Genomic DNA, 26,968 nt, shown 5'->3' with positions numbered 1-26,968 from the left:
TATTCCTGTTGCAACAAGGAAATTCAATTTCTATCCTATTGTCACTAAAAAGACACATCGTGCTGACTATTGGGGTGGTCCCGGTCGCCACCCGGACCTGGCGCCCCGCTGGCTCCCGTCCCGCATTTTCGACCTCCTGTCGCAAACCGCTGGCCGTCCGGAGGCGATCTACTTAAAGTTACGGCAATATTTACTAAGGAGAACGGCATGCTCGAACTGCGCGGCGTCACCAAACAATTTGGCAAGGAGCTCAAGGCAGTGGACGACTTGTCGCTGACCCTCGGGCATGGCGTGGTCGGCCTGATCGGCCACAATGGCGCGGGCAAGTCCACCCTGATGCAGATGATCGCCACCTTGAGCCGCCCTACGCGCGGCCAGATCCTGTTCGACGGCGTCGATATCGTCGCCAAGCCCGACGCGATGCGGCGCCGCCTGGGTTACCTGCCGCAGGATTTCGGCGTCTACCCGAACCTGAGCGCGCTCGAATTCATGCAGTATTTCGCCGCGCTCAAGGGCATGCGCGACCCCGCGCGCATCCGGCGCCTGCTGGAACTGGTGAACCTGCACGACCAGGCCCACCGGCCGGCGGCCTCGTTCTCGGGCGGCATGAAGCGCCGTCTCGGGATCGCCCAGGCGCTGCTGAACGATCCGGACATCCTGGTGGTCGACGAGCCCACCGCCGGCCTGGACCCGGAAGAGCGCCTGCGTTTTCGCAACCTGCTGGCGGAGCTGGGTTACGGCAAGCTGGTGCTGCTGTCCACCCATATCGTGTCGGACGTCGAGAGCATTGCGACCGAACTGGCCATCATGCGTTCCGGCCGGCTGGTGGCCCACGAAACGCCGGAAGCGATTCTGCAGCGCGCCCGCGGCCAGGTCTGGACGGCGAACGTCGCCGAACACGATTACGCGGCGCTGCGTGAGCGCGTGCATGTGCTGCAGGCCCAGCGCCAGGGCGAACGCATGGCGCTGCGCATCGCCCACCCCGAGCTGCCTTGCCTTGGCGCGCGCGAGGCCGAGCCGAGCCTGGAAGAAGCGCTGATGGCGCAGCGCTACGCCCTGCAGGTGGAGGCAGCATGATGCAGCAGATCCCCTGGCGCATGGTGGGTGTGCTGGCCGCGAACGAAGTGCGGCTGCGCATGCGCCGCATGTCGACCCTGATGGCTGTGCTGGTGATCGCCGCCATCAGCTGGGCCATGATCGAAGATCCGGCCAGCGGCAGGACCCTTTTGATCGTGGAGGACGCGCGGGTGCTGTACACCAGTTCCGCGCTGGCGCTGGGCAGCGCCACGCTGGCCGGCCTGCTGTTCTCGCTGGCCGGTTTCTACCTGGCGCGCGGGCGCACCGGCGAAGACCTGCGCAGCGGCATCGGCGGGGTGGTGGGCGCCACGCCCGCCGGCAACCTGGTGCTCGTGGCCAGCCGCTGGCTCGGGGCCGTTGGCGGCCTGCTGATCCTGCTTGGCGCCTTCATGCTGACCATCCTCGCGCTGCACCTGCTGCGCGGCGAAGGGCCGGTCCAGCTGCCCGTCTACCTGCAAACCTATTGCGTGCTGCTGCTGCCGATGGTGCTGTTCGCTGCCAGTTGCGCGGTGCTGTGCGACAGCTGGGCGCCGCTGATGGGCAAGGGCGGCGACATCCTGTATTTCTTCGTCTGGACCGCGATGCTCTCCCTCGGCGGGATCATCGAGGAAGCAGGCGCGTCGCCCGCGCTGGCCATCCTCGACTTCACCGGCATGGCCCAGGCCATGGAAGCGACGCGGCTTCACCTGAGCACGGACAGCGTTGGCATCGGGGCCATGAACTTCAATGCCGCGCTGCCGCCCCATACCCTGCCGCAATGGCTGTGGAACGGTTCGCACGCCGGCGGGCGCCTGCTGTCCTGCCTGCTGGCGCTGGCGCCGCTGGTGCCGGCGGTCTTGCTGTTCCACCGCTTCTCGCCGGACCGGGTCAAGGCCGGCAAGGCGCGCCAGCGCCGTTCGCCGCTGGCAGTGCTCAACGGCTGGCTGCGGCCGCTTGCCCGCATCGTGCAACCGCTGATGCGGCTGGCCGCGCGCGTCCCTGGCACCCCGGGACAGGTACTGGCCGACCTTGGCCTGGCCTTGGGCACCGCGCCGAGCGCCATCCTGGCCATCGCCCTGAGCATCCCGGGCGCCCTGGTGCTGCCGGCCGAGGTGCTGCCCGGATTGCTGGCCGTCGCGGTCGCCTGGTGGGGCATCCTCTGCAGCGAAAGCAGCACCCGCGATTTCGGTGCCGCCTGCGACGGCCTCACCGCTGCCGTGGCGGGTGGCGCCGGCCGGCGCTTCCTGCGCCAGTGGACAGCATCCGCGCTGCTCGGCGCCTTGTTCACGGGGACAGTTGCCCTGCGCTGGAGCGTCGACGAACCGGTGCGCGCATTGGCCGTCGTCGCCGGGGTCCTGGCGCTGTCGGGCTTCGCCGCCTTGCTGGGAGCACTGAGCCGCACGCCGCGCCTGTTCCTCGGCCTGTTCCTGTTCGGACTCTATGTCATGATCAATGCCAAGGGAATGCCGATGCTGGACGTCGTCGGTTTCCACGGGGCGGCGAACCTGCAGTCTGCGACTTTCTTCCTCGTGGCCGCCCTGCTGGCGCTGGCGACAGGAATGCTGTGGAGCCGGCGCAGCTGACCGTTCCTTTGCGAATGGTGCCTTCGCGTCGAAAACGGCCCGGTTATACTGGGCCGCTCCTGCTGCTGACGCGAGGTGATTGCGATGTGGAAAACACCGTTGGCCCTCTGGGCCGCCGCGCTGGGTTTCGCGCTCGGCGGCTTCTTCGACGGCATCTTGCTGCACCAGATCCTCCAGTGGCATCACCTGCTCAGCCTGGTTCCCGGCATGGACGACCTGCGCCTGCAGGTGCTGTGGGACGGCTTTTTTCACGCGCTGATGTATGCGATCGCGCTAGCCGCCCTGACCGGCTTGTGGCGCCTCTACCTTCGCGGCGCCAACACCGGGGGCTGGCCGCTGGTGGGGGCGGTGCTGGTGGGTTTCGGGGTATGGCATATCGTCGATTCGGTGCTCTCGCACTGGCTGCTGCAGATCCATCGCATTCGCGTCGACAGCGCCCACCCGTTGCTGTGGGATTTGCTCTGGCTGGCCCTGTTCGGCCTCTTGCCGCTCGCGCTGGGACTGCGCCTGCGGCGCAAGGGTGGCGGTGGATTGAATGGCGCCGCCGCCATGCTGGTGCTGGCCGCCGTCACCTCCGGTGCGGGAGCCTGGGCGCTACTGCCGCCTGCGCAAACCGGATTCGCCACCGTGGTATTCGCGCCCGGCGTCGGGCCGGGTGAAGTCTTTGCGGCGCTCGACGCGGTGGACGCGCGCCTGGTCTGGAGCGACCGGGCGATGGGGGTGGTGGTGGTTGCCGTGCCAGAGGAGCGGCGCTGGGATTTCTACCGGCACGGCGCTCTTCTGGTCAGCGGGGCGGGCGTGCCGGCGGGGTGCTTCAACTGGAGCCGTTCATGAGCCTGAATTCATTGTCAGCCGCAAAACCGTCGCCGGAACGGCGGACAGAGGTCGCGAACTGCGGTGCCGCATGAAGCCTGATCTCACACCGCAATCTGCTGCAGCAGATACAGCCGCTGGTACAAGCCGCCCGCGATGCGCATCAGCTCTTCGTGCGCGCCGGCTTCCGTGATGCGGCCGTGGTTCAGCACGATGATGCGATCGGCCGCGCGGATGGTCGACAAGCGGTGCGCGATCGCGATGATGGTCACCTTGCCGCGCAATTCTTCCAGGGCTTCCTGCACGATCTGTTCGGTGGCGCTGTCGATGCGCGAGGTCGCTTCGTCGAGCAGCAGGATGCGCGGCTCGCCCGCCAGCGCGCGGGCGATCGCCATCAGCTGCTTCTGGCCCGAGGACAGGCGCGAGCCGCCTTCGCCCAGCTGGGTGTCGTAGCCCTGTTCGAGCAGGGAGATGAAGCCGTGCGCATGCGCCGCCCGCGCTGCCGCTTCGATGCGCTCGGGCGGCAGACCGCGGCCCATGTCGATGTTCTCGCGCGCGGTGGCGGCCAGGATGAACGGGTCTTGCGGCACCAGGCCCACTTCGTTGCGGAAGCGCTCGTTGCCGATCGAGGCCAGCGGCAGTCCGCTGATATCGATGCTGCCCTCGTTCGGCGTGTAGTAGCGCAGCAGCAGCGAGAGCAGGGTGGACTTGCCGCTGCCGGTGTGGCCGACGATGCCGAAGAACGCGCCCTGCGGCACGTCCAGCGACAAGTCGTGCAGCACGGGCTGGCCGTCGATGTAGCCGAAGTTCAGTCCGCGCACGCGCACCGCCGGCGCTTGCGAATCAAAAGCCGTGTCGTTGCCAATACGGCCCGTGGCATGTTCGGCCGCGCCGGTTTCATCGAGCAGCGCCTCCACGCGCGCGGTCGCGACCACCGCCTGCTGCAGGCCGCTGAACTGCATCGTGATCTGGATGAGCGGCTCGACCACCCGCGCGATATAGCTGATGAAGGCGTACAGCACGCCGACTTCGACGGCATTCATTTCGCGCCGGCCGAAACCAAAAATCACGATGGTGAGCAGCACCACGTTGAGCAGGTCGAGCGCGGGGCGCAGCAGGAAGGCATTGGCCTTGAGTTCGGCCAGGCGCGCGGTACGGTGGGCGCGGTTGGTGGCCAGGAAGCGCTCGCCAAAGCGCCCTTCGGCATTGCTGGCCTGGAGCACGCTCATGCCGCCGATCGATTCGGCCATCTGGCCATTGATGTCGCTGCGCAGGGCGCGCGCACGCGTGACCGCCGGCGCCGACAGGCGCTGGTAGAGCCAGACGATGCCGACCACCGCCGGCACCAGCGCCAGCACCACCAGCATCAGGCGCCAGTCGAGCCAGGCCATCGCCACCAGGGTCCCGACCAGCACGATGCTCGAGTCGAGCATCACGAACAGCACCTGGATGTACAGGGTCTTGACCGCCTCGGTATCGTTGGTCACGCGGCTGACCAGCTGTCCGGTGATGGCGCGGTCGAAAAAAGCCATCGGCAGGCGCAGCACGTGGCCATAGACCCATTCGCGCAGGCGCCGCACCGAGCGCATCGCCAGGCCCGACAGTTGGATCAGCTGCAGGTAGCGGATCCAGGACGAAATCCAGCCGGTGAGCACCAGGCCGCCGAGCAGCAGCCAGATGCGCGGCCAGTCCAGGTTGCGCGCTAACAGGTGGTCGTCGATCAGCATTTTCCCGAGCAGTGGTCCCACCACTTCGAGGGCGGCAGCGACCACCAGCCACAGCGTGGCCCAGTACAGGTAGCGGCGGTCGGGGTACGCGGCGCGGCGCAGCAGGCGCGCGGCGTGCTGCGCCTGGACCTTCATGGCGCTGGCGGTGGTATCGGGTTTGTCCACAGCGTTGGCATCACTCTGCATCGATGCTGGCCTCCAGTTGTTGATAGCGCCACTGGCTTGCATACCAGCCGTCCAGTAGCAACAGTTCGTCGTGGGTGCCGGATTCCGTGATGCGGCCCTCGCGCAGCACCACGATGCGGTCGGCCGCGGCCACGCTCGACAGGCGGTGGCTGGCGATGATGGCCGCGCGCTCGGGGCGCTCCGCCCGCAGTTCGGCCAGGTGCTCGAGGATGCGCGTCTCGGTGCCGGTGTCCACCGCCGACAGGGCGTCGTCGAGCAGCAGCAGCGAGCTGTCGGCCAGCAGGGCACGCGCGATCGCGACGCGCTGGCGCTGGCCACCCGACAGCGTGATGCCTTTTTCGCCCACCGGCGTGTCGTAGCCGTGCGGGAAGCGCAGGATGTCGTCGTGGATCGAGGCCATGCGCGCGGCTTGCTCGATCTCCGCGCGCGAGGCGCCGGGGCGCGCCAGCGCGATGTTTTCCGCGATGGTGCTCGAGAACAGGAAGGACTCCTGCGGCACCCAGCTCAGGGCCGCGCGCAGCGCGCTCAATCGATACTCCTCCAGCCGGTAGCCAGCCCAGCTGACCGTGCCCTCTTGCGGCGTAGCCTGGCGCAGCAGCACGCGCAGCAGGGTCGATTTGCCGGCGCCGGTCGGACCCACCAGGCCGAGGGTCTGCCCCGGCTCGATGGTCACCGAGACCTTGCTCAGGGCCGGGCGGTCCGCCTCGCCATAGGCGAAGGTGACGTCCTTGACGACCAGCGGGCCGCGCCCGACTTCCTGCAGCCTGCCCTTGTCATCGACCGTCAGCGGCGCGTCCAGCAGCGGCTGCAAGCGGGCCAGGCCCGCGCGTCCGCGCTCGATCAGCGACAGCACCCAGCCGGCCGCGAACATCGGCCAGATCAGCTGGCCCAGGTACATCGAGAAGCTGGTCAGCGCGCCCACGGTCAGTTCGTTGTTCCAGACCAGGTAGCCGCCCAGGCCCAGCGTCAGGCCGGTGGCCGCGGTCAGGGTCAGGCCGACGGCCGGCTCGTAGGCCGCTTCCCAGCGCTGCGCGCTCAAGCTGGCATTCGCAGCATTGCCCGCCAGTTCGCTGAACTGGGCGGCGCTGCGTGCTTCCAGTCCGAGCGCGCGCAGGGTGCGCACGCCGGTGAGCGATTCCTGCACGTGGTCGTTCAGCGCCGAGAAGCGTTTGAGTGCATCGCCTTCGGCGGTGTGGATGTGCGACGAGATGCGCCAGAAGGCCAGCGCCATCAGGGGGAAGGGCAGCAGGGCGATGCTGGCCAGGCGCCAGTCCACGCCCAGGGTCATGATCCCGAGGACCATCAAGAGGGTCAGGGTGCCGTCGAAGCCGGCCAGCATCGCTTCGCCGGCCGCCATTTCGATGGCGTCGATGTCGTTGGTGGCCAGCGCCATCAGGTCGCCGGTGCGCTGGCGCCCGAAGAAGGCCGGCCCTTGCGCGGCCAGGCGCGCGTAGAGGCGGGTGCGCAGCTCGACGCCGAGGTTGTAGGCGGCCGAATACAGGCGGATGCGCCAGGCCACGCGCAGCACATAGATCGCCAGGCCGAGCCCGAGCAGCTGGGCCAGTCCGAGCAGCAGCGCATCCTGGTCGAGCCGGTGCGCGGCCAGGCCGTCGATCAGGGCGCCGACCTTACGCGGGATCAGGACCGTGCAGATGGAGACGCCGGCCAGCATGAAGGCCGACGAGACATAGGCATGCCAATGCCGACGGACAAAGCCGCCGATCAGCCTTGCGAGACTCATGTTCTTCCTTGGAGATGGTGTGCCCGAAAAACGACAAAGCGGGCCGAAGCCCGCTAGTGTAGACGTTTTGCCTGCCGGGCGCAGCGCCCGAGGCCAGCTTGCGTGGTGCCGTTTATTTCCTGCGCTTGGACGAAGACGATGCCGGGGCAAGCTTCTGCACCTGGATATTGGCATCTTCTGCTGGCACCGGGGCAGACGCAGGATGCGGGGCAACGCCGGCCTGCGGCTCGCCCTGGCCGGCAGCCATGACGATCTCGGTCTGCTCGGCGACCGGCGCCGGTTCGGCGTCGATGACCAGCTGTTCGACGGCCGGCTCGTGCTCCGGTTCCGCCACCACGACCGGCTCGGCCGATGCGCTGTGGACTGGAGCGGCTGGTGCCGCCGCCGGTGCTTCCACCGCTTCAGCCGCTTTCGCGCTCGGGGCTGCCGGTTGGCTTGCCGCTGCAGGCGCCTTCCCGCCGAGGGCAAACGGCTGGACGCTGCTGGCAATGCTCATCAGTTCACGGCTGTAGTCGAACAGGCTGTGCATCTGCTCTTCGGCGGTGCCGCCCAGGGTCAGGACGTCGCGCGGATCGCGCGAAGCGGCCAGGGCCTGCACCGCGCGGGTCGAGCGTTCGACCGAGGCGCGCGAGGTGGCCAGGTTCAGGGCGACGACGCGGCTGGCGCTGTCGAAGGCCTGCTTGGTGAACGACTGGAAGAAATTGACCTGGGTTTCGAACTGGGTTCGCAGCTGGGCCGGGATCTGGACGGGAAGCTGGGGCAGGGGCTGGCCCGCGAACGGCGCCGGGAAGGGGGTCTTGCCTGCTGCTGCTGCTGCTGCGAAAAATTGTTCTGCAAGTGAAGTCATATGATTTCCTTTAGTCATTTATGGCGCGCTGCAATATCGTCTAGTGTAGCCATGATTCCCCAAGCTTGCAAAGGTATATTGCTATATTATTGAGCAGAAATATTGCGATGCAGCATTACACATGCAGCCTGCATGCCTTATGGCTCCCGTCCGGCAAGCTCGAAGCGGCCATTCGTCGCTACAATCAGCAAAACACAACGGAGAGCACGCATGGATCTCGTGATTCGCAACGCCACCCTGCCGGACGGCAGCCGGGGCATCGACATCGGCATCAAGGATGGCCTGGTGGCCGCCGTGGAGGCGCGGCTCGCCGTGCAGTGCGCACGCGAGATCGATGCCGGGGGCGACCTGGTCAGCCCGCCTTTCGTGGACCCGCACTTCCACATGGATTCGGTGCTCAGCCATGGCCTGCCGCGCGTGAACCGCAGCGGCACCCTGCTGGAGGGCATTCGCCTGTGGGGCGAACTCAAACCGCTGCTGGCGCAGGAGGCGCTGATCGCGCGCGCGCTGCAGTATTGCGACTGGGCGGTGGCGCGCGGCCTGCTGGCGATCCGCAGCCACGTCGACATCTGCGACGACCGCCTGCTGGCCGTCGAAGCGCTGCTGGAAGTCAAACGGCGCGTGGCGCCTTATCTCGACCTGCAGCTGGTGGCGTTTCCGCAGGATGGCATCCTGCGCAGCCCGGGCGCCTTCGAGAACCTCAAGCGCGCCATCGCGATGGGCGTGGACGTGGTGGGCGGGATCCCGCATTTCGAACGCACGATGGCGCAGGGCGCCGAATCGGTGCGCCTGCTGTGCGAGTTCGCGGCCGAACAAGGCCTGCGGGTGGACATGCATTGCGACGAGACCGACGACCCGATGTCGCGCCACATCGAAACCCTGGCCTACGAGACCCAGCGCCTCGGCCTGCAGGGGCGGGTGGCCGGCTCGCACCTGACCTCGATGCATTCGATGGACAACTACTACGTGAGCAAGCTGCTGCCCCTGATCGCCGAGAGCGGCGTGGCGGCGATCGCCAACCCCCTGATCAACATCACGCTGCAGGGCCGCCATGACAGTTATCCGAAGCGGCGCGGCATGACGCGCGTGCCGGAGCTGTTCGCCGCCGGCGTGGACGTCGCCTTCGGCCACGACTGCGTGCTCGACCCGTGGTACGGCATGGGCTCGGGCGACATGCTGGAGGTGGCGCACATGGGACTGCACGTGGCGCAGATGACAGGCAGCGAGGCGATGCACCAGTGCTTCCTGGCGGTGACCGAGACCCCGGCGCGCATCCTCGGTTTGCAGGGCTACGGCCTGGCGCCGGGCTGCCGGGCCGACCTGGTGCTGCTCGATGCCGGGTCGACCGTGGAGGCGATCCGCCTGCGCGCGGCGCGCAGGCTCGTCATCCGGCGCGGGGCGGTCATCGCGGAAGCGCCGTCGGCACGGGCGACGCTGCACCTGCCAGGGCGGCCCGAGGCCACGAGTTTTCGCCACGTCCCGCAGGGTGCGCACGATACGTGAAGAGACTGGCGATCCGGGCTAGAATAGACCGCTTTCAGGTTTCGGTAACGTATCCACAGGCTCCGTGAAAGACATCCAGATCCGCCCCGCCAGCGACCATGATTTCGATGCGATATGGAGCATCTTCAGTGCCCATGTCGCAGCCGGCGAAACCTACCCGTTCACCACTGCGACGTCGCGCGAGGCGGGCCATGCCTACTGGCTCGGCCCCGACGTGGCCAGCTTCGTCGCGACCTCAGGCAGCTCGCGGGTGCTCGGCATGTACCGCCTGACCCGCAACCAGGTCGGGCGCGGCCATCACGTGGCCAACGCCTCCTACATGGTCAGCCCGTCGGCGCAAGGCGCCGGCATCGGCCGCATGCTGGGAGAGCACAGCCTGGACGAGGCGCGCCGCCAGGGTTACCTCGCCATGCAGTTCAACTATGTGGTGAGCACCAACACCGCGGCCGTGCGGCTCTGGAAAAAACTCGGCTTCTCGATTGTCGGCACCCTGCCCAAGGCCTACCGCCACAAGGCGCTGGGCTATGTGGACGCCTATGTGATGTACCAGCTGCTGCAAGACCCGGACCACTGGCCTACGGCGGACGCATGATGGCCGAATCCTCGATCGGCCGCGCCGAAATCCTGCGCACCGCTCGGCTGCGCCTGCGCCTGGCCGACCCGGGTGATTGCGCCTTCTACCTCGAACTCGTGAACGACCCCGCCTTCATCGCCCACATCGGCGACCGCGGGCTGCGCACGCTGGAGACTGCGGCGCGCGCCATCGAAGAAGGACCGGTGGCAATGCAGCGCGCGCGCGGCCATTCGCTCTACGTGGTGGAGCTGCTCGATGGAGGCGCGCCGATCGGGCTGTCGGGCCTGGTCAAGCGCGATGCGCTGCAGGACGTGGACATCGGCTACGCCTTCCTGGCACGCCACCGGGGGCAAGGCTATGCTTTCGAGGCCGCGCAGGCCGTCACCAACCATGCGCGCACCCTGGGCTTGACTCGCCTGGCGGCCATCACCGACCCCGGGAACGCGGCCTCGATCGGGCTGCTGCACAAGCTGGGCATGCGCTTCGAGCGCTTCGCGGTACTGGTGCCCGGCCAGCCCGGGGTGAACGTTTACATGATGGACCTGGCGCCATAGGAAAAAGGAAGCGGAACGCGGTCGGAACCGGGCAGGTGATACGATAAGCTTATTACATCGTCCACATGCCATTCACCTCAAACCATCGATGCCGACCACCGAGCCGAGTCCAGACGCGCCTTTTTTCATTGTCCTCAATGCCGGATCGGGGCATTCCGAAACCGAGTTGCGCCGCTCGACCATCGAAACCGTGCTGGCCGCCGCCGGCCGCAGCTGCCACCTCGAGCTGGTCGACGACCCGGTGGAACTGCAGGCCATCGCGCGCAGCATGGCGGCGCGCGCCGTCGCTGCCGGCGGCATCCTGGTAGCGGCTGGCGGCGACGGCACCATCAACACGGTGGCCCACGAAGCGGTGCTGGCCGGCTGCACCTTCGGCGTGCTCCCACAGGGCACCTTCAATTATTTCGGCCGCACGCACGGCATTCCCGAAGACCTGGAAGAAGCCGTGTATGCGCTGCTGCGTGCCCACGTACGGCCGGTGCAGGTGGGCGTGATCAACAACAAGGTCTTCCTGGTCAACGCCAGCGTCGGCCTGTACCCGAAGCTGCTCGAAGAGCGCGAAATCGACAAGGCGCACTACGGGCGCAGCCGGCTGGTGGCCTTTTTCTCGGCGGTCAAGATCATGCTGCGCCCCGCGCGCCACCTGCGCATCACGCTGGAACTCGACGGCAAGGAGCGGCGCCTGCGCACCACGACGCTGTTCATCGGGAACAACCGATTGCAGCTCGAGCAGGTCGGCATGATTGGCCTCACCGAAGCGGTGGAGGAAGGGCAGCTGGTGGCCATCGCCCCGCGGCCGATGGGCAGGCTCGGCCTGATCGGCTTGCTGGTGCGCGGCGCGCTGGGCCGGCTGGGCGATGCCGACGTCGAAGCCTTCGCCTTCAAGCGCCTGACGGTGCGCACGCCGGCCGTGTATGGCCGCAAGCGCATGAAGGTGGCGGCCGACGGCGAGGTCGAGCCGATGAACATGCCGCTTGAATTTCGCGTGCTGGAAGGGCGGCTCTACCTGATGGTGCACGGGGCGTCGCGCAAGGAGCCGCGTGCCGCGCCGGACACTGGTTCCGAGACGGCGTGAATCTGGCCGGTCGGTCCGTAGGGTGGGCGGCTTGTGATCTGGTCCACTGGACCAGATCACCCCGCGTGTTCACATTACGGTGCTGAAGCCCTTGCGGCTCTTCAACTCGAAACGATCACCGCGTGGGCAGAAAACCTGCCCACCCTACGGGTATGCAATGACGCTCGGGTCTGTGGCTCAGCTTAATTGACGGGATCCAGTTCCAGGATCACGCTCGCCTTCGCCGGCAACCGCAACTCGCTGCGCAAATCGAAGCGCTTGCCACTCACTACATCCACGCCGCCCGCCACGCCCGCCAGCATTTCGCGGAAGCGCGCGGTATCCAGCACCATCTCCTTCGCATTGGCATTCAAGGCGACCAGCACCTTCTTGTTGTCGTCGTAGCGGAAATACACATAGCTGTTGGCTTGCGGGCCGAAGTGCATCAGCTTGCCGTGGTGGATGACCGGCTGGCCACGGCGCCAGTTGGCCAGCTTGCGCACCAGGTCCTGCGCCGCCTTCTGCTGCGCGCCCAGGCCTTTGCCGGCGAAGGCATCGACCTTGTCGCCAGCCCACCCGCCGGGGAAGTCGCTGCGGTAGCTGACGTCGTTGCGCTCTTTCGTGGCGCTGGTCATCAGGATCTCGTCGCCCACGTAGAACTGGGGGATGCGCGGCAGCGTCATCAGCATCACGAGGGCCATGCGATAGCGGTCGAAGTCTTCGCCGACGACGCTCCAGATGCGCGACATGTCGTGGTTATCGGCGAACAGCACCAGGTTGCCCGGCTCCGGGTACAGGTAATCCAGCGACAGCGTCTCGTACACCTCGCCGAAGACGTTGCGGCCATCCTTGTCGGCCAGTGCGGTGCGCAGGCTTTCCGCCACCGGGAAGTCCATCAGGCTCGGGGTGAAGGCGCGGTAGCCGTCGAAGTTGTGCTTGCCGCGCTGCCAGCGCGCCACCACCGGCACCAGCTTGCTCCACTCCTCGCCCACCATGTTCAGCTTCGGGTATTCCGCCATGATGCGGCGCGTGTACTCGGACAGGAAGGCGCCGTCCGAATAGCCGAAGGTGTCGATGCGCAGGCCCGACAGGCCCGCGTACTCGATCCACCAGATGTTGTTCTGGATGAGGTAATTCGCCACCAGCGGGTTGGACTGGTTCAGGTCGGGCATGCTCTCGACGAACCAGCCGCGCGTGAAGTTGTCGGCGTCTTCCTTCGATGCATACGGATCCTGCACGGCGGTGCGGTGGTGCTGGGTCGGCACGAACTTGCCGTAGTTGACCCAGTCCGGCGCCGGCAGGTCCTTCATCCACCAGTGCGACTTGCCGATGTGCGAGAGCACCACGTCCTGGATCAGGCCAATGCCGCGGCGCTTCGCCTCCTGGCCCAGGCGGCGGAAATCGGCATTGCTGCCGTAGCGCGGGTCGATGCGGTAATGGTCGGTGGCGGCATAGCCATGGTACGAGTAAGCCGGCATGTTGTTCTCGACCAGCGGCGTCGGCCACAGCTGGGTGAAGCCCATGTCCTTGATGTAGTCGAGGCGGTCGATGATGCCCTGGATGTCGCCGCCGTGACGCCCGGAGCCGTTGGCGCGGTCGGCTTTTTCCAGCGTGTCCGGGGTGCTGTCGTTTGTCGTATCGCCATTGGCGAAGCGGTCCGGCATCACCTGGTAGATCGCATCGCTGCTATTGAAGCCGACGCGCTGGGCCGAGCCCTGCTCGCGCGCGAGCAGCTGGTAGCTGTAGCTGGCCTGGCGCCTGGTGCCCTTGAACAGGATCTCGAACTTGCCCGGTTTCGCATCCTCTTTAACAACCAGGTCGATGAACAGGTAGTTCTTGCTGGGCACCCGGGTGACACTGGCGATGCGCACGCCGGGATAGGACAGCGAGGGTTCCAGCTCGGCGATGCGCTCGCCATGCACCATCAGCTGCAGGCCCTTGTGCTGCATGCCGGCCCACCAGAACGGCGGCTCCATATGGGCAATGGCGGGGGGCTGGGCGCAGGCGGGAGCCAGTGCGGCGCTGCCGAGGAGGATGCTGGCGAAGAGCTGTCTCATGGGATCTGGGGCGTCCCACGTGTGCATCTTCCGGACGCGTAGTCAGACTACAGCGTATGTGCCAGCTAGATGCCGTGAGAACTGCCGCGCGTAGTTATATTGCGCAAAGAATACTACAGAAGGGACTCCGCGGACAAACCACGCGAGGCGGCTGATCTAGTCAAAGTACACATTACTATTAGGTAATCTTCATTTCCTTGTTGACTTATAAGCTCGGCTTCTAGCTCTGAGGCAGACGGATGCACCGGTGTGGTGCGCGGCTGCCCGAATAGGTATTGCTAAGCAGCATTTGTAGTCCGACTACAACGCCGCATCCCGATCTTTGTAGCCCAAATACAACGCAAAACACGTGTGCTCTGCCCACTCCTGTAAAAACATGCCATTATCGTAGTTACAAGCAACTCTCGTTGACAGTGCATCTAGTTTTAGTACAGAATTCTCGGCAGAACGTCTAAACCGTTGGCTTGGGGCTGCTGTGCTGCCTGTTGCGCTGTAGTTTCGAGAAAATAAAATCTGTCTTTTTGAGGGGACACATGAACATCTTCGCAACCAAGCGCGGCGCTCCGGCCCGCCTTGCATTCCAACTGAGCCCGGTCGCCGCAGGCTGCGCCGTCTTCCTGTCGGTGTTCGCGGGCAGCGCCTACGCGCAAACGACCGCGCAGGACAACACCACGACGACGACCAACGCCACCTCGAGCGTCGCGACCGCACCGGCTTCGGCCGAGCAGGCTGCTGCCGCCGCCGAGCCGACGCCACCGGGCGCGACCCCTGGCGTCGCCACGGTCCAGGTCACCGGTATCCGCCGCGGTATCGAAGCGGCCATCTCGATCAAGAAGAATTCCAGCTCGATCGTCGAAGCCATTTCGGCCGAAGACATCGGCAAGCTGCCTGACCAGAGCGTCGCCGAGTCGATCTCGCGCCTGCCGGGCGTGTCGGCACAGCGCGGCCGCAGCTCGGGCAAGGCAGCGGACATCTCGGTGCGCGGCCTGTCGCCAAGCTTCAACGGTACCCTGCTCAACGGCCGCGAAATGGCCTCGACCGGCAATTCCCGTTCGCCTGAGTTCGACCTGTTCCCGGCCGAACTGATGGGTTCCATCGTCATCTATAAAACCCCGGACGCGAGCGTCATCGGCCAGGGCCTGGCCTCGACCATCGACCTGCGCACCGTGCAGCCGCTCGACTTCAGCAAGCGCACCGTCGCCGTCAGCTACAAGAAGACCCGCCTCGGCGTGAAGCACCCGGACGGCCTGCCGGAAGGCGACGGCAAGCGCGCCACCCTGTCGTACGTCGACCAGTTCGCGAACCGCACCATCGGCGTGGCAGTCGGCTTCACCCGCTACGAAGAAACCGGCGGCGGCCAGACCACCTTCAATTCCTGGGGCACCGCGAGCATGCCGTTCAACGGCGCCAGCGTCACCACCCCGGGCGGCTTCGGCTACGACACCGTGGTCGATTCGCACGAACGCGACGGCGCCTTCGCCTCGCTGCAGTTCCGTCCAAACAAGAACTTCAAGTCGACCGTCGACCTGTTCTACTCGTCGGGCGAAACCGGCCAGAAGAAGACCGGCTTCGAAGGCGGCGTGGCCTACAACGCGGGCGGCGCCTACGAGCTGCCGCACGTGCTGAGCGCAGCCACCGTGACCAACGGCGTTGCCACCACCGGCACCATCAGCAACTGGAAAGGCGTGGTGCGTAACCACTACGAAGGCGCCAAGGACGATCTGAAGACCGTCGGCTGGAACAGCGAACTGAAGATCGCCGACTGGACTACCGCGGCCGACCTGACCTGGTCGAAAGCGACCAAGCTGAGCTCGCGCTACGAAACCACCGCCGGTATCGCCGGCCGCGCCCAGGACACCCTGCGCTACGCCAATTTCAACGGCTCCAACGTGACCCAGGTGCAGTACACCCCGGGCTCGAACTACGCCGACCGCAGCGTTGCGCGCCTGACCGACGTGATGGGCTGGTCCGGCGGCGAAACCTCGCCGCAGGCCGGCTACCTGGCCCAGCCTTACATCGAAGACGAAGTCAAGTCGATCCGCCTGACCGCCAAGAAGGCCGTCGAATGGGGCCCGCTGGTCGGCACCAGCTTCGGTTTCAACCACACCTCGCGCGACAAGTCGCGTACCGGCGACGAAGGCCGCCTGGTGATCAAGGGCGGCAGCGGTCCGTACGCGGCCCTGGCCGTGCCGGGCAGCGACATTGCCGAGGCAGGTTCGTCGGGCTTCAACGTCGTGTCGTGGGATCCGCGCGGTTCGCTCGGCACGGTGTACGAACTGGCGCCGAAGGTCGACGCCGACATCTACAACAAGTTCTGGGACGTGTCGGAGCGCATCAACACCGCCTACGTCATGGGCGACCTGGACGGCGAACTGTTCGGCCTGAACTACCGCGGCAACGTCGGCCTGCAGGCGATCCACACCAACCAGACCGGCGGCGGCTTCGTCATCGACAAGGCGCGTTGCACCGGCAATACCGCCCAGACCTGCCCGGCGCAACGCGTGAGCGAAGGCGACAGCTACTGGGATGTCCTGCCGAGCATGAACGTGGCGTTCGACCTGAAGAACGAGCAGAAGGTACGCCTGGGCATGGCCAAGGTGGTTTCGCGTGCCAACCTGGACGACCTGCGTGCCGGCGGCAACTTCGGCCTGGCGACCCAGGGCGTGTCGATCCTGACCGGCGGCGCCGGCAATCCGCAGCTCAAGCCGTTCCGCGCCAAGGCCTTCGACCTGTCATATGAGAAGTACTTCGGCAACAAGGGCTACATCAGCGCCGCTTACTTCTACAAGAAGCTCGACAGCTACATCATCCGTGTGCCGCGCGCCTTTGATTTCGGCCCGTTCGTCACCCCGACGACCCCGCTGCCGCGGACCGGCCCTTACGCCGGTTCGACCGTGGGCCTGCTCAACCAGCCGGTCAACGGCGATGGCGGCAACCTGAAGGGCTTCGAAGTGGCGGTGAACGTGCCGTTCTCGATGCTCACCGACTACCTGGACGGTTTCGGCGTGATGGTCAACCACTCGGACACCAAGAGCAACGTCAACCTGCCGGAAACGGGCTTTGCCAACGTGAACGGCGACCTGACCAGCATCCCGCTGCCGGGCCTGTCGCGCAAGGTGACCAACCTGCGCCTGTACTACGAGAAGAATGGCTTCCAGATCGCCGCCGCAGCGCGCAAGCGTTCGAGCTTCCTGGGCCAGGTGTCGGACTTCCAGGACAACGCACAGCTGACCTTCATCAAGGGTGAGACCATCGTTGACCTGCAGGCGTCGTACGAGATCCAGTCGGGCTGGCTGAAGGGCGTGAGCCTGTATGCCCAGGCGCAGAACTGGAACAACGCACCGTTCCTCGAGTACACCACGGACGAAGAGAATCCATCGAACCGTCGCGACTACGGCCGTACCTACCACTTTGGCGCCAGCTACAAGTTCTAAGCTGAGCTGAACTGCGGTACAGTATCAACCCCTGCCAGGCACCGCCTGCCAGGGGTTGTTTTTCGTTTCACTGGCTAAGCACATGAACACTGAACCACTCAAAGACCTCGTCATCGTCGGCGGCGGCACCGCCGGCTGGATGACCGCGGCGGCGCTGGCGACCATGCTCAATGGCCGCTACAACATCCGTCTCGTCGAATCCGACGAGATCGGCATCGTCGGCGTCGGCGAAGCGACCATTCCGATGATCCAGCGCTTCAACCGCGTGCTCGGCATCGACGAGCACGAGTTCATGCGCGAGACCCAGGGCAGCTTCAAGCTCGGGGTGGAGTTCGTCAACTGGGGCAAGGCGGGCGAGCGCTACATGCACGGCTTCGGACGCCTGGGCCAGGACCTGGCCACGGTGCCCTTCGACCAGTACTGGCAGAAGATGCGCCGCGCAGGCAAGGCCGCGCCGCTCGAGGAGTACTCGATCTCGCGCATGGCCGCCAAGGCCAACAAGTTCATGCCGGCCCGGCACGACGTGCCCAATTCGCCGCTGCGCGACATCGCCTACGCCTACCACTTCGACGCCAGCCTGTATGCGCGCTACCTGCGCAAGCTGGCCGAAGCGCGCGGCGTGATCCGCATCGAAGGCAAGATCACGCGCGCGATCCAGCGCGAAGGCGACGGCTTCATCGACGCGGTGGTGCTGGAGAGCGGCGAGCGGGTCGAGGGCGAGCTGTTCATCGACTGCTCGGGCTTCCGCGGCCTCCTGATCGAGCAAACGCTGCAGACCGGCTACGAAGACTGGAGCGGCTGGTTACCAAGCGACCGCGCCCTCGCCGTGCCCTGCGAGTCGGTGGCCGCCATGACGCCCTACACCCGCGCCACCGCGCACGGGTCGGGCTGGCAGTGGCGCATCCCGCTGCAGCACCGCACCGGCAACGGCCACGTCTACTGCAGCCGCTTCATCAGCGACGACGAAGCAGCAAGCACGCTGCTGGCGAACCTGGACGGCAAGGCGCTGGCCGAGCCGCGCCTGATCAAGTTCCAGACCGGCATGCGCAAGCAGGCCTGGAATCGCAACGTGATTGCCGTCGGCCTGGCGGGCGGCTTCCTGGAGCCGATCGAATCGACCAGCATCCACCTGATCCAGTCGACGATCCAGCGCCTGATCGACTTCTTCCCGGACCGCCGCTTCAGCAGCGTGGACCGCGATGAATTCAACCGCCAGTCGCGCTTCGAGTACGAGCGTATCCGCGACTTCATCATCCTGCACTACAAGCTGAACCAGCGGACCGATTCGGCCTACTGGACGGAATGCGCCAATATGGCCATTCCCGAAACCTTGCAGCGCAAGATGGACATGTACCGCTCGCACGGGCGCGTGGTCCGGGTCGACAACGAGCTGTTTTCGGAAGTCGGCTGGATCCAGGTGCTGGAAGGGCAGAACATGCCGATCGACGGCTACCACCCGCTGGCCGACACCCAGTCGGAAGCCGACATTGCCGACTACCTGGAAAGCGTGCGCAGCGTGATCGCCCAATGCGTGAAGGTGATGCCGACGCACAACGAGTACATTGCCAAAATGTGCCCGGCCAAAAAAATGTAGCATTAACCTGTATCATTCGCGGCCCCGTGCGCAAAGGTGCATGGGGCCGTTTTTTCATGGGACGGGCGGGTTGTCCCGCCACCCAACACCCCCGCCGTTCCAAATTGTGTCCGCCCCCTTGCTCCAAAAGAGTAAACTGGCGGTTTAGTATCGTTTTCGAAAGTTTTCTATGTCAGACACCCCCCTCCCGACGTTTTCCGACCTGAATCTCTCCGCGCCCGTACTCAAGGCGCTGAAAGATGTCGGCTACGAAGCGCCGTCGCCGATCCAGGCTGCAACCATCCCGCTGCTGCTGGCCAACCGTGACGTACTCGGGCAGGCGCAGACCGGCACCGGCAAGACCGCGGCCTTCGCGCTGCCGATCCTGTCGAACATCGACATCAAGCAGATGACGCCCCAGGCGCTGGTGCTGGCGCCGACGCGCGAGCTGGCGATCCAGGTGGCCGAGGCCTTCCAGACCTACGCCGCCCACATCAAGGGCTTCCACGTACTGCCGATCTACGGCGGCCAGAGCTACGGCCCGCAGCTGCAGGCGCTGCGCCGCGGCGTGCACGTCATCGTCGGCACTCCGGGCCGCGTGATCGACCACCTCGAGAAAGGCTCGCTCGACCTCTCCAAGCTCAAGACCCTGGTGCTGGACGAAGCCGACGAGATGCTGCGCATGGGCTTTATCGACGATGTCGAGCAGATCCTGAAAAAGACCCCGTCCGAGCGCCAGACCACGCTGTTCTCGGCCACCATGCCGCCGGCGATCAAGCGCATCGCCAAGACCTACCTGCGCGACCCGCAGGAAGTCACGGTCGCCGCCAAGACCGGCACCGCCGAGAACATCACCCAGCGCTACTGGCTGGTATCGGGGATGCAGAAGCTCGAGGCGCTGACCCGCATCCTCGAAGCCGAGCCGTTCGACGGCATGATCATCTTCGCCCGCACCAAGCTCGGTACCGAAGAACTGGCGATCAAGCTGCAGGCGCGCGGTTTCGCTGCCGTCGCCATCAACGGCGACATGGCCCAGCAGGCGCGCGAACGCACCATCGAGCAGCTCAAGAACGGCAAGATCGACATCCTGGTGGCGACCGACGTCGCCGCGCGCGGCCTCGACGTCGAGCGCATCAGCCACGTGATCAACTACGACGTGCCGTCGGACCCGGAAAGCTATACCCACCGCATCGGCCGTACCGGCCGTGCCGGCCGCAGCGGCGACGCGATCCTGTTCATCACCCCGCGCGAGCGCAGCCTGTTGAAAGCGATCGAACGCGCCACGCGCCAGCCGGTGTCGCAACTGACGCTGCCGACCGTCAAGGCGGTGAACGACGTGCGTATCGCCAAGTTCAAGGACCAGATCACCGAGGTGCTGGCCGCCGGCGGCCTGGAGCAGTTCCGTTCGCTGATCGAGGAATACGAGCGCGAGCAGAACGTGCCGGCGGTCGACATCGCCGCCGCGCTGGCAAAGCTGGGCCGTGGCGACGTGCCGCTGCTGATCGAGCGCCCTGACCGCGAGCCGCGTGCGGAATTCGCGCCACGCGAAGCGTCCGGCACCTGGGAAGACCGTCCTGCACGCCCGCCGCGTGAAGCGCGCGAGCCGCGCGAAGCCTCGTCGTTCAAGAAAGAGCGCACGCCGCGCGAGTCCGAGCCGGGCATGGCGACCTTCCGCATCGAAGTCGGCCACCAGCACGGCGTCAAGCCGGGCAACATCGTCGGCGCGATCGCCAATGAAGCCAACATCCCGTCGAAGTACATCGGCCGCATCGAGATCTATGACGATTTCAGTACGCTCGACCTGCCGGACGACATGCCGCCGGATCTGGTCAGCCACCTGAAGACCGTGTGGGTGGCAGGGCAGCAGCTGAACATCACGCGCGATGGTGAAGAGCCGGCCAAGCCGTCGGAAAAGAAGAAGTCGTTTACGAAGGTCGGCACCAAGAAGCCGCATCGCAAAGGCTGATCGGTACTGTAACTCCGGTTACGCACGTATGAACGTCGTTCCGGCGAAGGCCGGAACCTGAGTTTTACGCGCAGTGGTAATGGTTAATGCTCACTACCGCGCTCGCGAAATTGGGTCCCGGCCTGCGCCGGGACGACGGGTTAACAGTGTTGGTTTGGTCAAGGGCTGCTCAGCGTTCGCTAAGCGCCTCCGCATTACTTACTGCTCGCGACCTTTGTCGTTTCAGCCGCAAACATCCACAGCAGCGCCTCGCGCAACTCCCCCGACCAGAACTTCTCGTTGTGCTCCGCCCCCGGCACGATCTTCAGCACCGTGTTGGCCGCCGGATGCCCGGTCTTTTGCACCACCTCCGCCATGCGCTTGACGTCCGCCACCATTCCCGGGCCTTCCTTCTCGCCCATCAGCATGAACACCCGCGCGTTTTTCGGCATCGGCTTGGCTGCCACGAAGCCGAACGAGGCTTGCGCCGTCCAGTAAGCCGGCGAGAACACGCCGGCCTTGCCGAATACGTCGGGATACTGCGCCAGCGCGTAATGCGAGGCCAGGCCGCCCATCGAGCTGCCCATGATGGCGGTGTGCTCGCGGCCGGACAAGGTGCGGTAACGCTTGTCGATCAGGGGCTTCAAGGTTTTCACAATGAAGTCCATGTATTCGCGGCCCTCGGCGGCGCCAAAGCGTTCGCTGTTCCAGGCGTTGAGTTCCGTCATGCGCTTGTCGCCGCCGTTGTCGATGCCGACCACGATCAGTTCCAGCTTGCCTTCCTTCGCCAGCGCGTCCAGGGTCTCATCGACCTTCCATTCGCCCGCATAGGCGGTGGCGGTGTCGAACAGATTCTGGCCGTCGTGCATGTAGAGTACCGGGTAGCGCTTGGCCGACGTGGCATAGCCGGGTGGCAGGTAGAGCCGCACCTGGCGCTTGCGGTTCAGGCCCGCCATCTCCAGCGGTTCTCCCAGCAGGCTCACGCCGGGCAGGGCGGTCGAAGCCTTGGGCGCCTCGACCGCCTTGTCGGCGGCGGCGGCCGGCAGGCACAGGCCAGCTGCGAACAAGAGGGTAAGGGTAGGGCGGCAAAGCAGGCGCATAGATTGTCTCCTGGTTAAAATATTCTGTTGTTTGACTACAGAAGCGGGCCATTTCGACCTCGGTGTTGTGGCGATTCTACTATGAGAGCTCTTCGATTGACACCCATAAATCCCCATGTTATTTTGCTACAGCTTTGAGTAGGCTGTACCACTTCAGCCTGCCGACATCACACGAGAGCCCGGCATCCTTTCGGGCCAGATTGGGGACACACATGGATATGCACACCGGCGTGATCAAGCCGCGCCTGTCGTTCTGGCAGCTCTGGAACATGAGCTTCGGCTTCTTCGGCATCCAGTTCGGCTTCGCGCTGCAGAACGCCAACACCAGCCGCATCTTCTCGACGCTCGGCGCCGACCCCGACAACCTGGCCCTGTTCTGGCTCGCCGCGCCCGTCACGGGCCTGCTGGTGCAGCCCATCATCGGCTACCTGAGCGACAACACCTGGCACCCCAAATGGGGCCGCCGCCGTCCGTTCTTCTTCATCGGCGCCGTGCTGGCCGCGATCGCCCTGTTCCTGATGCCCAATTCCTCGGTGCTGTGGATGGCCGTGGCCGTGCTGTGGCTGATGGATGCCGCCATCAACGTGTCGATGGAGCCGTTCCGCGCCTTCGTCGGCGACAAGCTGGACGTCTCGCAGCAGACTGCCGGTTACGCAATGCAGACCTTCTTCATCGGCTGCGGCGCAGTGATCGCCTCGCTCCTGCCGACCTTCTTCGAGTCGATGGGCGTGTCCAACGAGGCAGTGGGCGGCCTGATTCCCGACACCGTGCGCTATTCCTTCTATGCCGGCGGCGCCATCTTCTTCCTGGCCGTGCTCTGGACCGTGCTGACCGCCGACGAGCTGCCGCCGCAGGACCTGGCCGCCTTCGACAAGCAGCGCAAGCACGCCCGCAGCATCACGGTCGCGCTGGAAGAGATCATCGGCGGCTTCGCCAAGATGCCCAAGACCATGGTGCAACTGGCCTTCGTGCAGTTCTTCACCTGGATCGCGCTGTTCGCGATGTGGATCTATACCGGTTCGGCCATCGCCGACAATGTCTTCGGCACCACGGACGCGCAGTCGTCCGCCTTCCAGTCGGCCGGCAGCTGGGTCGGCATCATGTTCGCGGTCTACAGCGGCGTCTCGGCGCTGGCCGCCTTCATCCTGCCGGTGTTCGCGCGCGCCACCAGCCGCAAGACCGTGCACGCGACCTGCCTGGCTATCGGCGGCCTGAGCCTGGCCAGCATCTATTTCATCACCGACAAGCAGACCCTGATGCTGCCGATGATCGGCGTCGGCCTGGCCTGGGCTTCGATCCTGACCATGCCCTACGCGATCCTGGCGGGCTCGCTGCCGGCCAAGCGCATGGGTTATTTCATGGGCCTGTTCAACTTCTTCGTCGTGATCCCGCAGATCTGCAGCGGCCTGCTGCTGGGCGGCGTGACCAAGCACTTCTTCGGCGGCCACACGGTGCAGACCCTGGTGCTGGGCGGCGCCTGCATGCTGATCGCGGCCGTGCTGACGCTGTTCGTCACCGACCGGGCGGCGCCCGTCAAGGCAAGCGCCTGAGCCCCGCGCGCCAGTGAATTCGCGCCTGTCGTATCGTAGCGTTTTACCAACATCGCCTGCGTCCCACCGCGATGTTGCAACACGATATGACGACAGGAGCGAAGCATGACCATCCAGACCATCCCGACCACGCCTTTCGCCGGCCAGCGGCCCGGCACCTCGGGCCTGCGCAAGAAGGTGCTTGAATTCCAGCAGCCGGGTTATCTCGAGAATTTTGTCGAAGCGATCTTCCTGACGATCGGCGAAGGGGCAGGCCGCACCCTCGTCATCGGCGGCGATGGCCGCTATTTCAACCGCGACGCGATCCAGGCCATCCTGCGCATGGCCGCCGCCCACGGCGTTGCGCGGGTACTGGTCGGGCGCGGCGGCATCCTGTCCACCCCGGCCGTGAGCTGCGTGATCCGCAAGCATGCGGCCTTCGGCGGCATCGTGCTGTCGGCCAGCCACAACCCGGGCGGCCCGGACGGCGACTTCGGCATCAAGTACAACATCGAGAACGGCGGGCCGGCCCCGGAAAAAGTCACCGAGGCGATGTTCGCCCACACCCAGGCGCTCACGTCCTACCGCATCAGCGATGCCGGCCCGGTCGACCTCGACCAGCTTGGGAAAACCCGCATCGAGAACATGGTGGTCGAGGTCATCGACCCGGTGGCGGACTATGCCGAACTGATGGCGCGCCTGTTCGACTTCAAGGCTATTTCAGCCCTGTTCTCCAGGGGTTTCCGGATGCGCTTCGACGCCATGCACGCGGTCTCGGGGCCGTATGCGAAAACCATCCTGGAGGGCATGCTGGGCGCGCCTCCAGGGACGGTGGTCAACGGCGATCCGCTGGAAGACTTCGGCGGCGGCCACCCGGACCCGAACCCGGTCAACGCGGCGGAGCTCATCGCGCACATGGAAGGGCCGGATGCGCCGGACTTCGGCGCGGCCTCGGACGGCGACGGCGACCGCAACATGATCGTCGGCCGCGGCATCGCCGTCACGCCTTCGGACAGCCTGGCCATCATCGCGGCCAATGCCACCGTGGCGCCGGGCTACCTGGGCGGCATCAAGGGCATCGCACGCTCGATGCCGACCTCGCAAGCGGCCGACCGCGTGGCCGAGGCGCTGGGCATCTCCTGCTTCGAGACCCCGACCGGCTGGAAATATTTCGGCAACCTGATGGACGCCAACCTGGTGACCCTGTGCGGCGAAGAGAGCTACGGCACCGGCTCATATCACATCCGCGAGAAGGACGGCCTGTGGGCCGTGCTGTTCTGGCTCAACCTGCTGGCCGTGCGCGGCCGCTCGGTGGAGCAGATCGTGCGCGAGCACTGGGCGCGCTTTGGCCGCAATTATTATTCGCGCCACGACTACGAAGCGGTCGACGCACTTGCTGCCGACGCCATGATGGCCGCGCTGCGCGAAAAGCTCCCCGAATTGGCCGGTCAGTCTTTCGGCCGCTACCGCGTGGCCCTGGCCGACGATTTCGTCTACACCGATCCGGTCGACCATTCGGTGGCGACCCGCCAGGGCATCCGCATCGCCATGGTGGACGGCTCGCGCATCGTCTTCCGCCTGTCCGGCACCGGCACCGAAGGCGCCACGGTGCGGCTCTACCTGGAGCGCTATGAAGCCGACCCGGCGCGCCACGACATCGACACCCAGGCTGCCTTGCTCGACCTGATCGCCATCGCCCAGAAGGTATCCGGCCTGCGCGCGCGCACCGGCCGGGAGAGCCCGACCGTGATTACCTGACCCATCCACCCCACCACAGGAACCGCATGAAACTTCCCGTCCTTGCTGCCGCCATCCTGCTCGCCTTCAGCGCCAGCGCCCAGAGTGCACCCGCCCAGCCCGCGGGCAAGCCCTTCGTCTGGGAAAACGCGACCGTCTATTTCCTGCTGACGGACCGCTTCAACAACGGCGACAAGGCGAACGACCACGCCTACGGCCGCAAGGATGATGGCGCGAAGCTGCGCGGCTTCATGGGCGGGGACCTGGCCGGCATCACGGCCAAGATCCGGGAAGGCTATTTCAAGGACCTGGGCGTGAACGCCATCTGGCTCACGCCGCCCGTCGAGCAGATCCACGCGCCGACCGATGAAGGCACCGGCAAGACCTATGGCTTCCACGGCTACTGGGCGAAGGACTTTACGGCGGTGGACGCCAACCTGGGCAGCGAAAAAGACTTCCGCACCTTTGTCGACACCGCGCACGCCAACGGCATCCGCGTGATCCTCGACGTGGTGATGAACCACACCGGCCCGGTGACGCAGGCGGATCCGGTCTGGCCTGCCGACTGGGTGCGCACGAAGCCGAAATGCACCTACAAGGACGCGCCGACCACCATCGATTGCACCCTGGTGGACAACCTGCCGGACTTCCTCACCGGCAGCAACGAGAACGTCGCACTGCCGCCTCTGCTTGCGGCGAAGTGGAAGAAGGAAGGCCGCTTTGATCGCGAGATCAAAGAGCTGGACGCCTTCTTCAAGCGCACCGGCTATCCGCGCGCGCCGCGCTTCTACCTGGTCAAGTGGCATGCCGACTGGGTGCGCAAGTACGGCGTCGACGGCTTCCGCGCCGACACCGTCAAGCACACCGAACCCGGGGTGTGGAAGGAACTGAAAACAGAGGCCAGCCTGGCTTACGAAGAATGGAAGCGCGCCAACCCGGAAAAACGGGTCGGCAACCTGCCGTTCTTCATGACCTCGGAAGTCTACGGCTATGCGATCAACCACGCGCGCAGCTTCGACATGGGCGGCGGCGTGAAGGTCGACTACCTGGCCAATGGGTTCGACAGCATGATCAACTTCTCCATGAAGACCGATGCCGCGCAGGGCTATGAAAAGCTGTTCTCGGATTATGCGAACCTGCTGCATGGCCCGATGAAGGGTTATTCGGTCCTGAACTACATCAGCTCGCACGACGACGGCAGCCCCTTCGATCCACTGCGCCAGCGTCCCTTCGAATCGGCCAACAAGCTGATGCTGGCTCCCGGTTCGGCCCAGATCTATTACGGCGACGAGACCGCGCGCCTCTTGAAGGTCGAGGGCGCCGAGGGCGACGCCACCTTGCGCTCGTTCATGAACTGGGACGAGCTGGCGGCCAACACCCGGCGCGGCGCCAACCGCGTGGCCGAGGTGCGCGATCACTGGGCGCGTCTGGGACGCTTCCGCGCGGCCCATCCGGCCGTCGGCGCCGGCACGCACCAGATGCTCGCCGCGAGCCCCTACACTTTCAAGCGCACCTGGGAGAAGGATGGCGTGAGCGACCGCGTCGTGGTCGCGCTCGACCTGCCGGCCGAGCGGGCCGTGCCGATCTCGGTCGCGGGCGTGTTCAGCGACGGCCAGACCGTGCGCGACTGGTATTCGGGCAAATCGGCCGTGGTCAGCGGCGGCAAGGTGCAGTTCGGAACCGTGGCGCCGGTAGCGCTGATCGCGCTGGACTGAGACCGCGCCCGGTGTTCACTCCGGGCGCCAATGCTGGTATTCTTGACGCGTAAATACGTGTAAACGACGTGTAAACGATCGGGAAACCGCGATCCGGAAGCGTCAATCGGCATGGACGACTGTGAAATGCGCGCGAACTCGCCAGAAGGGTGGACGTACAGCAGGATTGCGCTGACAGGCGGAATCCTGGACGCGGGGAGTCTTGCCCATGTACCCGGTCATGGGGGCCGCGACCGGGTG

At 65.7% G+C, this 26,968-nt stretch carries 18 protein-coding genes; 13 read left to right on the top strand and 5 right to left on the bottom strand.

Going from position 1 to position 26,968, the window contains the following annotated elements; translation table 11 throughout:
• Nucleotides 1–207 precede the first annotated feature (207 nt).
• From AC56K1_RS04910 to AC56K1_RS04900, 3 genes are all read left to right on the top strand, one after another.
• Nucleotides 208–1,077, top strand: a complete 870-nt coding sequence (locus AC56K1_RS04910) for an ABC transporter ATP-binding protein (RefSeq protein ID WP_497156729.1) — start codon at nucleotides 208–210, stop codon at nucleotides 1,075–1,077.
• Nucleotides 1,074–2,639: a hypothetical protein gene (locus tag AC56K1_RS04905; protein ID WP_497156728.1), complete on the top strand. Its 1,566-nt coding sequence runs from the start codon at nucleotides 1,074–1,076 to the stop codon at nucleotides 2,637–2,639. Before AC56K1_RS04910 ends, AC56K1_RS04905 begins: the two co-directional genes overlap by 4 nt.
• 84 nt (nucleotides 2,640–2,723) lie before the next feature.
• Entirely contained in the window at nucleotides 2,724–3,473 is a 750-nt protein-coding gene (locus AC56K1_RS04900) for a DUF2243 domain-containing protein (protein ID WP_497156727.1), read from the top strand.
• 83 nt (nucleotides 3,474–3,556) lie between these two features.
• On the opposite strand, the gene AC56K1_RS04895 is transcribed toward AC56K1_RS04900, so the two are convergent.
• From AC56K1_RS04895 to AC56K1_RS04885, 3 genes are all read right to left on the bottom strand, one after another.
• Entirely contained in the window at nucleotides 3,557–5,314 is a 1,758-nt protein-coding gene (locus tag AC56K1_RS04895; protein WP_497157168.1) for an ABC transporter ATP-binding protein, read from the bottom strand.
• Nucleotides 5,315–5,354: 40 nt separating this feature from the next.
• A complete protein-coding gene (locus tag AC56K1_RS04890; RefSeq protein ID WP_497156726.1) occupies nucleotides 5,355–7,106 on the bottom strand; it encodes an ABC transporter ATP-binding protein in 1,752 nt (583 codons plus the stop codon).
• A 112-nt stretch (nucleotides 7,107–7,218) separates the two neighbouring features.
• Entirely contained in the window at nucleotides 7,219–7,953 is a 735-nt protein-coding gene (locus tag AC56K1_RS04885) for a phasin family protein (RefSeq protein WP_497156725.1), read from the bottom strand.
• A 210-nt stretch (nucleotides 7,954–8,163) separates the two neighbouring features.
• Between AC56K1_RS04885 and AC56K1_RS04880 the strand changes: the two genes are divergently transcribed.
• From AC56K1_RS04880 to AC56K1_RS04865, 4 genes are all read left to right on the top strand, one after another.
• Entirely contained in the window at nucleotides 8,164–9,456 is a 1,293-nt protein-coding gene (locus AC56K1_RS04880; protein WP_497156724.1) for an amidohydrolase family protein, read from the top strand.
• Nucleotides 9,457–9,520: 64 nt separating this feature from the next.
• Complete coding sequence (locus tag AC56K1_RS04875; RefSeq protein ID WP_497156723.1) at nucleotides 9,521–10,048, top strand: GNAT family N-acetyltransferase; 528 nt, start codon at nucleotides 9,521–9,523, stop codon at nucleotides 10,046–10,048.
• Nucleotides 10,045–10,584 (top strand): GNAT family N-acetyltransferase, encoded by a 540-nt coding sequence (locus tag AC56K1_RS04870; RefSeq protein WP_497156722.1) that lies wholly within the window; start codon nucleotides 10,045–10,047, stop codon nucleotides 10,582–10,584. The genes AC56K1_RS04875 and AC56K1_RS04870 overlap by 4 nt, the downstream gene beginning before the upstream one ends.
• A gap of 88 nt (nucleotides 10,585–10,672) precedes the next feature.
• Entirely contained in the window at nucleotides 10,673–11,659 is a 987-nt protein-coding gene (locus AC56K1_RS04865) for a diacylglycerol/lipid kinase family protein (protein WP_497156721.1), read from the top strand.
• A 182-nt stretch (nucleotides 11,660–11,841) separates the two neighbouring features.
• Here AC56K1_RS04865 and AC56K1_RS04860 read toward each other — a convergent pair whose 3' ends face one another.
• Nucleotides 11,842–13,695 carry a glycoside hydrolase family 13 protein gene (locus tag AC56K1_RS04860; protein ID WP_497156720.1) on the bottom strand — a complete coding sequence of 618 codons (1,854 nt, stop codon included), beginning with the start codon at nucleotides 13,693–13,695 and terminating at the stop codon, nucleotides 11,842–11,844.
• A 533-nt stretch (nucleotides 13,696–14,228) separates the two neighbouring features.
• Here AC56K1_RS04860 and AC56K1_RS04855 point away from each other — a divergent pair.
• The 3 genes from AC56K1_RS04855 to AC56K1_RS04845 all read left to right on the top strand — a co-directional run bounded on the left by AC56K1_RS04855 (nucleotide 14,229) and on the right by AC56K1_RS04845 (nucleotide 20,668).
• Nucleotides 14,229–17,129 (top strand): TonB-dependent receptor, encoded by a 2,901-nt coding sequence (locus AC56K1_RS04855; RefSeq protein WP_497156719.1) that lies wholly within the window; start codon nucleotides 14,229–14,231, stop codon nucleotides 17,127–17,129.
• A gap of 82 nt (nucleotides 17,130–17,211) precedes the next feature.
• Nucleotides 17,212–18,723 carry a tryptophan halogenase family protein gene (locus AC56K1_RS04850; protein ID WP_497156718.1) on the top strand — a complete coding sequence of 504 codons (1,512 nt, stop codon included), beginning with the start codon at nucleotides 17,212–17,214 and terminating at the stop codon, nucleotides 18,721–18,723.
• 169 nt (nucleotides 18,724–18,892) lie between these two features.
• Nucleotides 18,893–20,668, top strand: a complete 1,776-nt coding sequence (locus tag AC56K1_RS04845) for a DEAD/DEAH box helicase (protein ID WP_497156717.1) — start codon at nucleotides 18,893–18,895, stop codon at nucleotides 20,666–20,668.
• Nucleotides 20,669–20,862: 194 nt separating this feature from the next.
• Here AC56K1_RS04845 and AC56K1_RS04840 read toward each other — a convergent pair whose 3' ends face one another.
• Nucleotides 20,863–21,747, bottom strand: coding sequence for an alpha/beta hydrolase (locus AC56K1_RS04840; protein ID WP_497156716.1), 885 nt, complete (start codon nucleotides 21,745–21,747; stop codon nucleotides 20,863–20,865).
• 212 nt (nucleotides 21,748–21,959) lie between these two features.
• On the opposite strand from AC56K1_RS04840, the gene AC56K1_RS04835 reads away from it, so the two are divergent.
• The 3 genes from AC56K1_RS04835 (at nucleotide 21,960) to AC56K1_RS04825 (ending at nucleotide 26,728) form a co-directional block, all read left to right on the top strand.
• A complete protein-coding gene (locus AC56K1_RS04835; protein ID WP_497156715.1) occupies nucleotides 21,960–23,297 on the top strand; it encodes an MFS transporter in 1,338 nt (445 codons plus the stop codon).
• A 105-nt stretch (nucleotides 23,298–23,402) separates the two neighbouring features.
• Nucleotides 23,403–25,034, top strand: a complete 1,632-nt coding sequence (locus tag AC56K1_RS04830; RefSeq protein WP_497156714.1) for an alpha-D-glucose phosphate-specific phosphoglucomutase — start codon at nucleotides 23,403–23,405, stop codon at nucleotides 25,032–25,034.
• A 26-nt stretch (nucleotides 25,035–25,060) separates the two neighbouring features.
• A complete protein-coding gene (locus AC56K1_RS04825) occupies nucleotides 25,061–26,728 on the top strand; it encodes an alpha-amylase family glycosyl hydrolase (RefSeq protein ID WP_497156713.1) in 1,668 nt (555 codons plus the stop codon).
• Nucleotides 26,729–26,968: the final 240 nt, after the last annotated feature.

Source organism: Telluria sp. ZB4P37, from assembly GCF_059685855.1.
The sequence above is the reverse complement of the archived record's forward strand: the minus strand, read 5'-3'. Positions and strand labels throughout refer to the sequence as shown.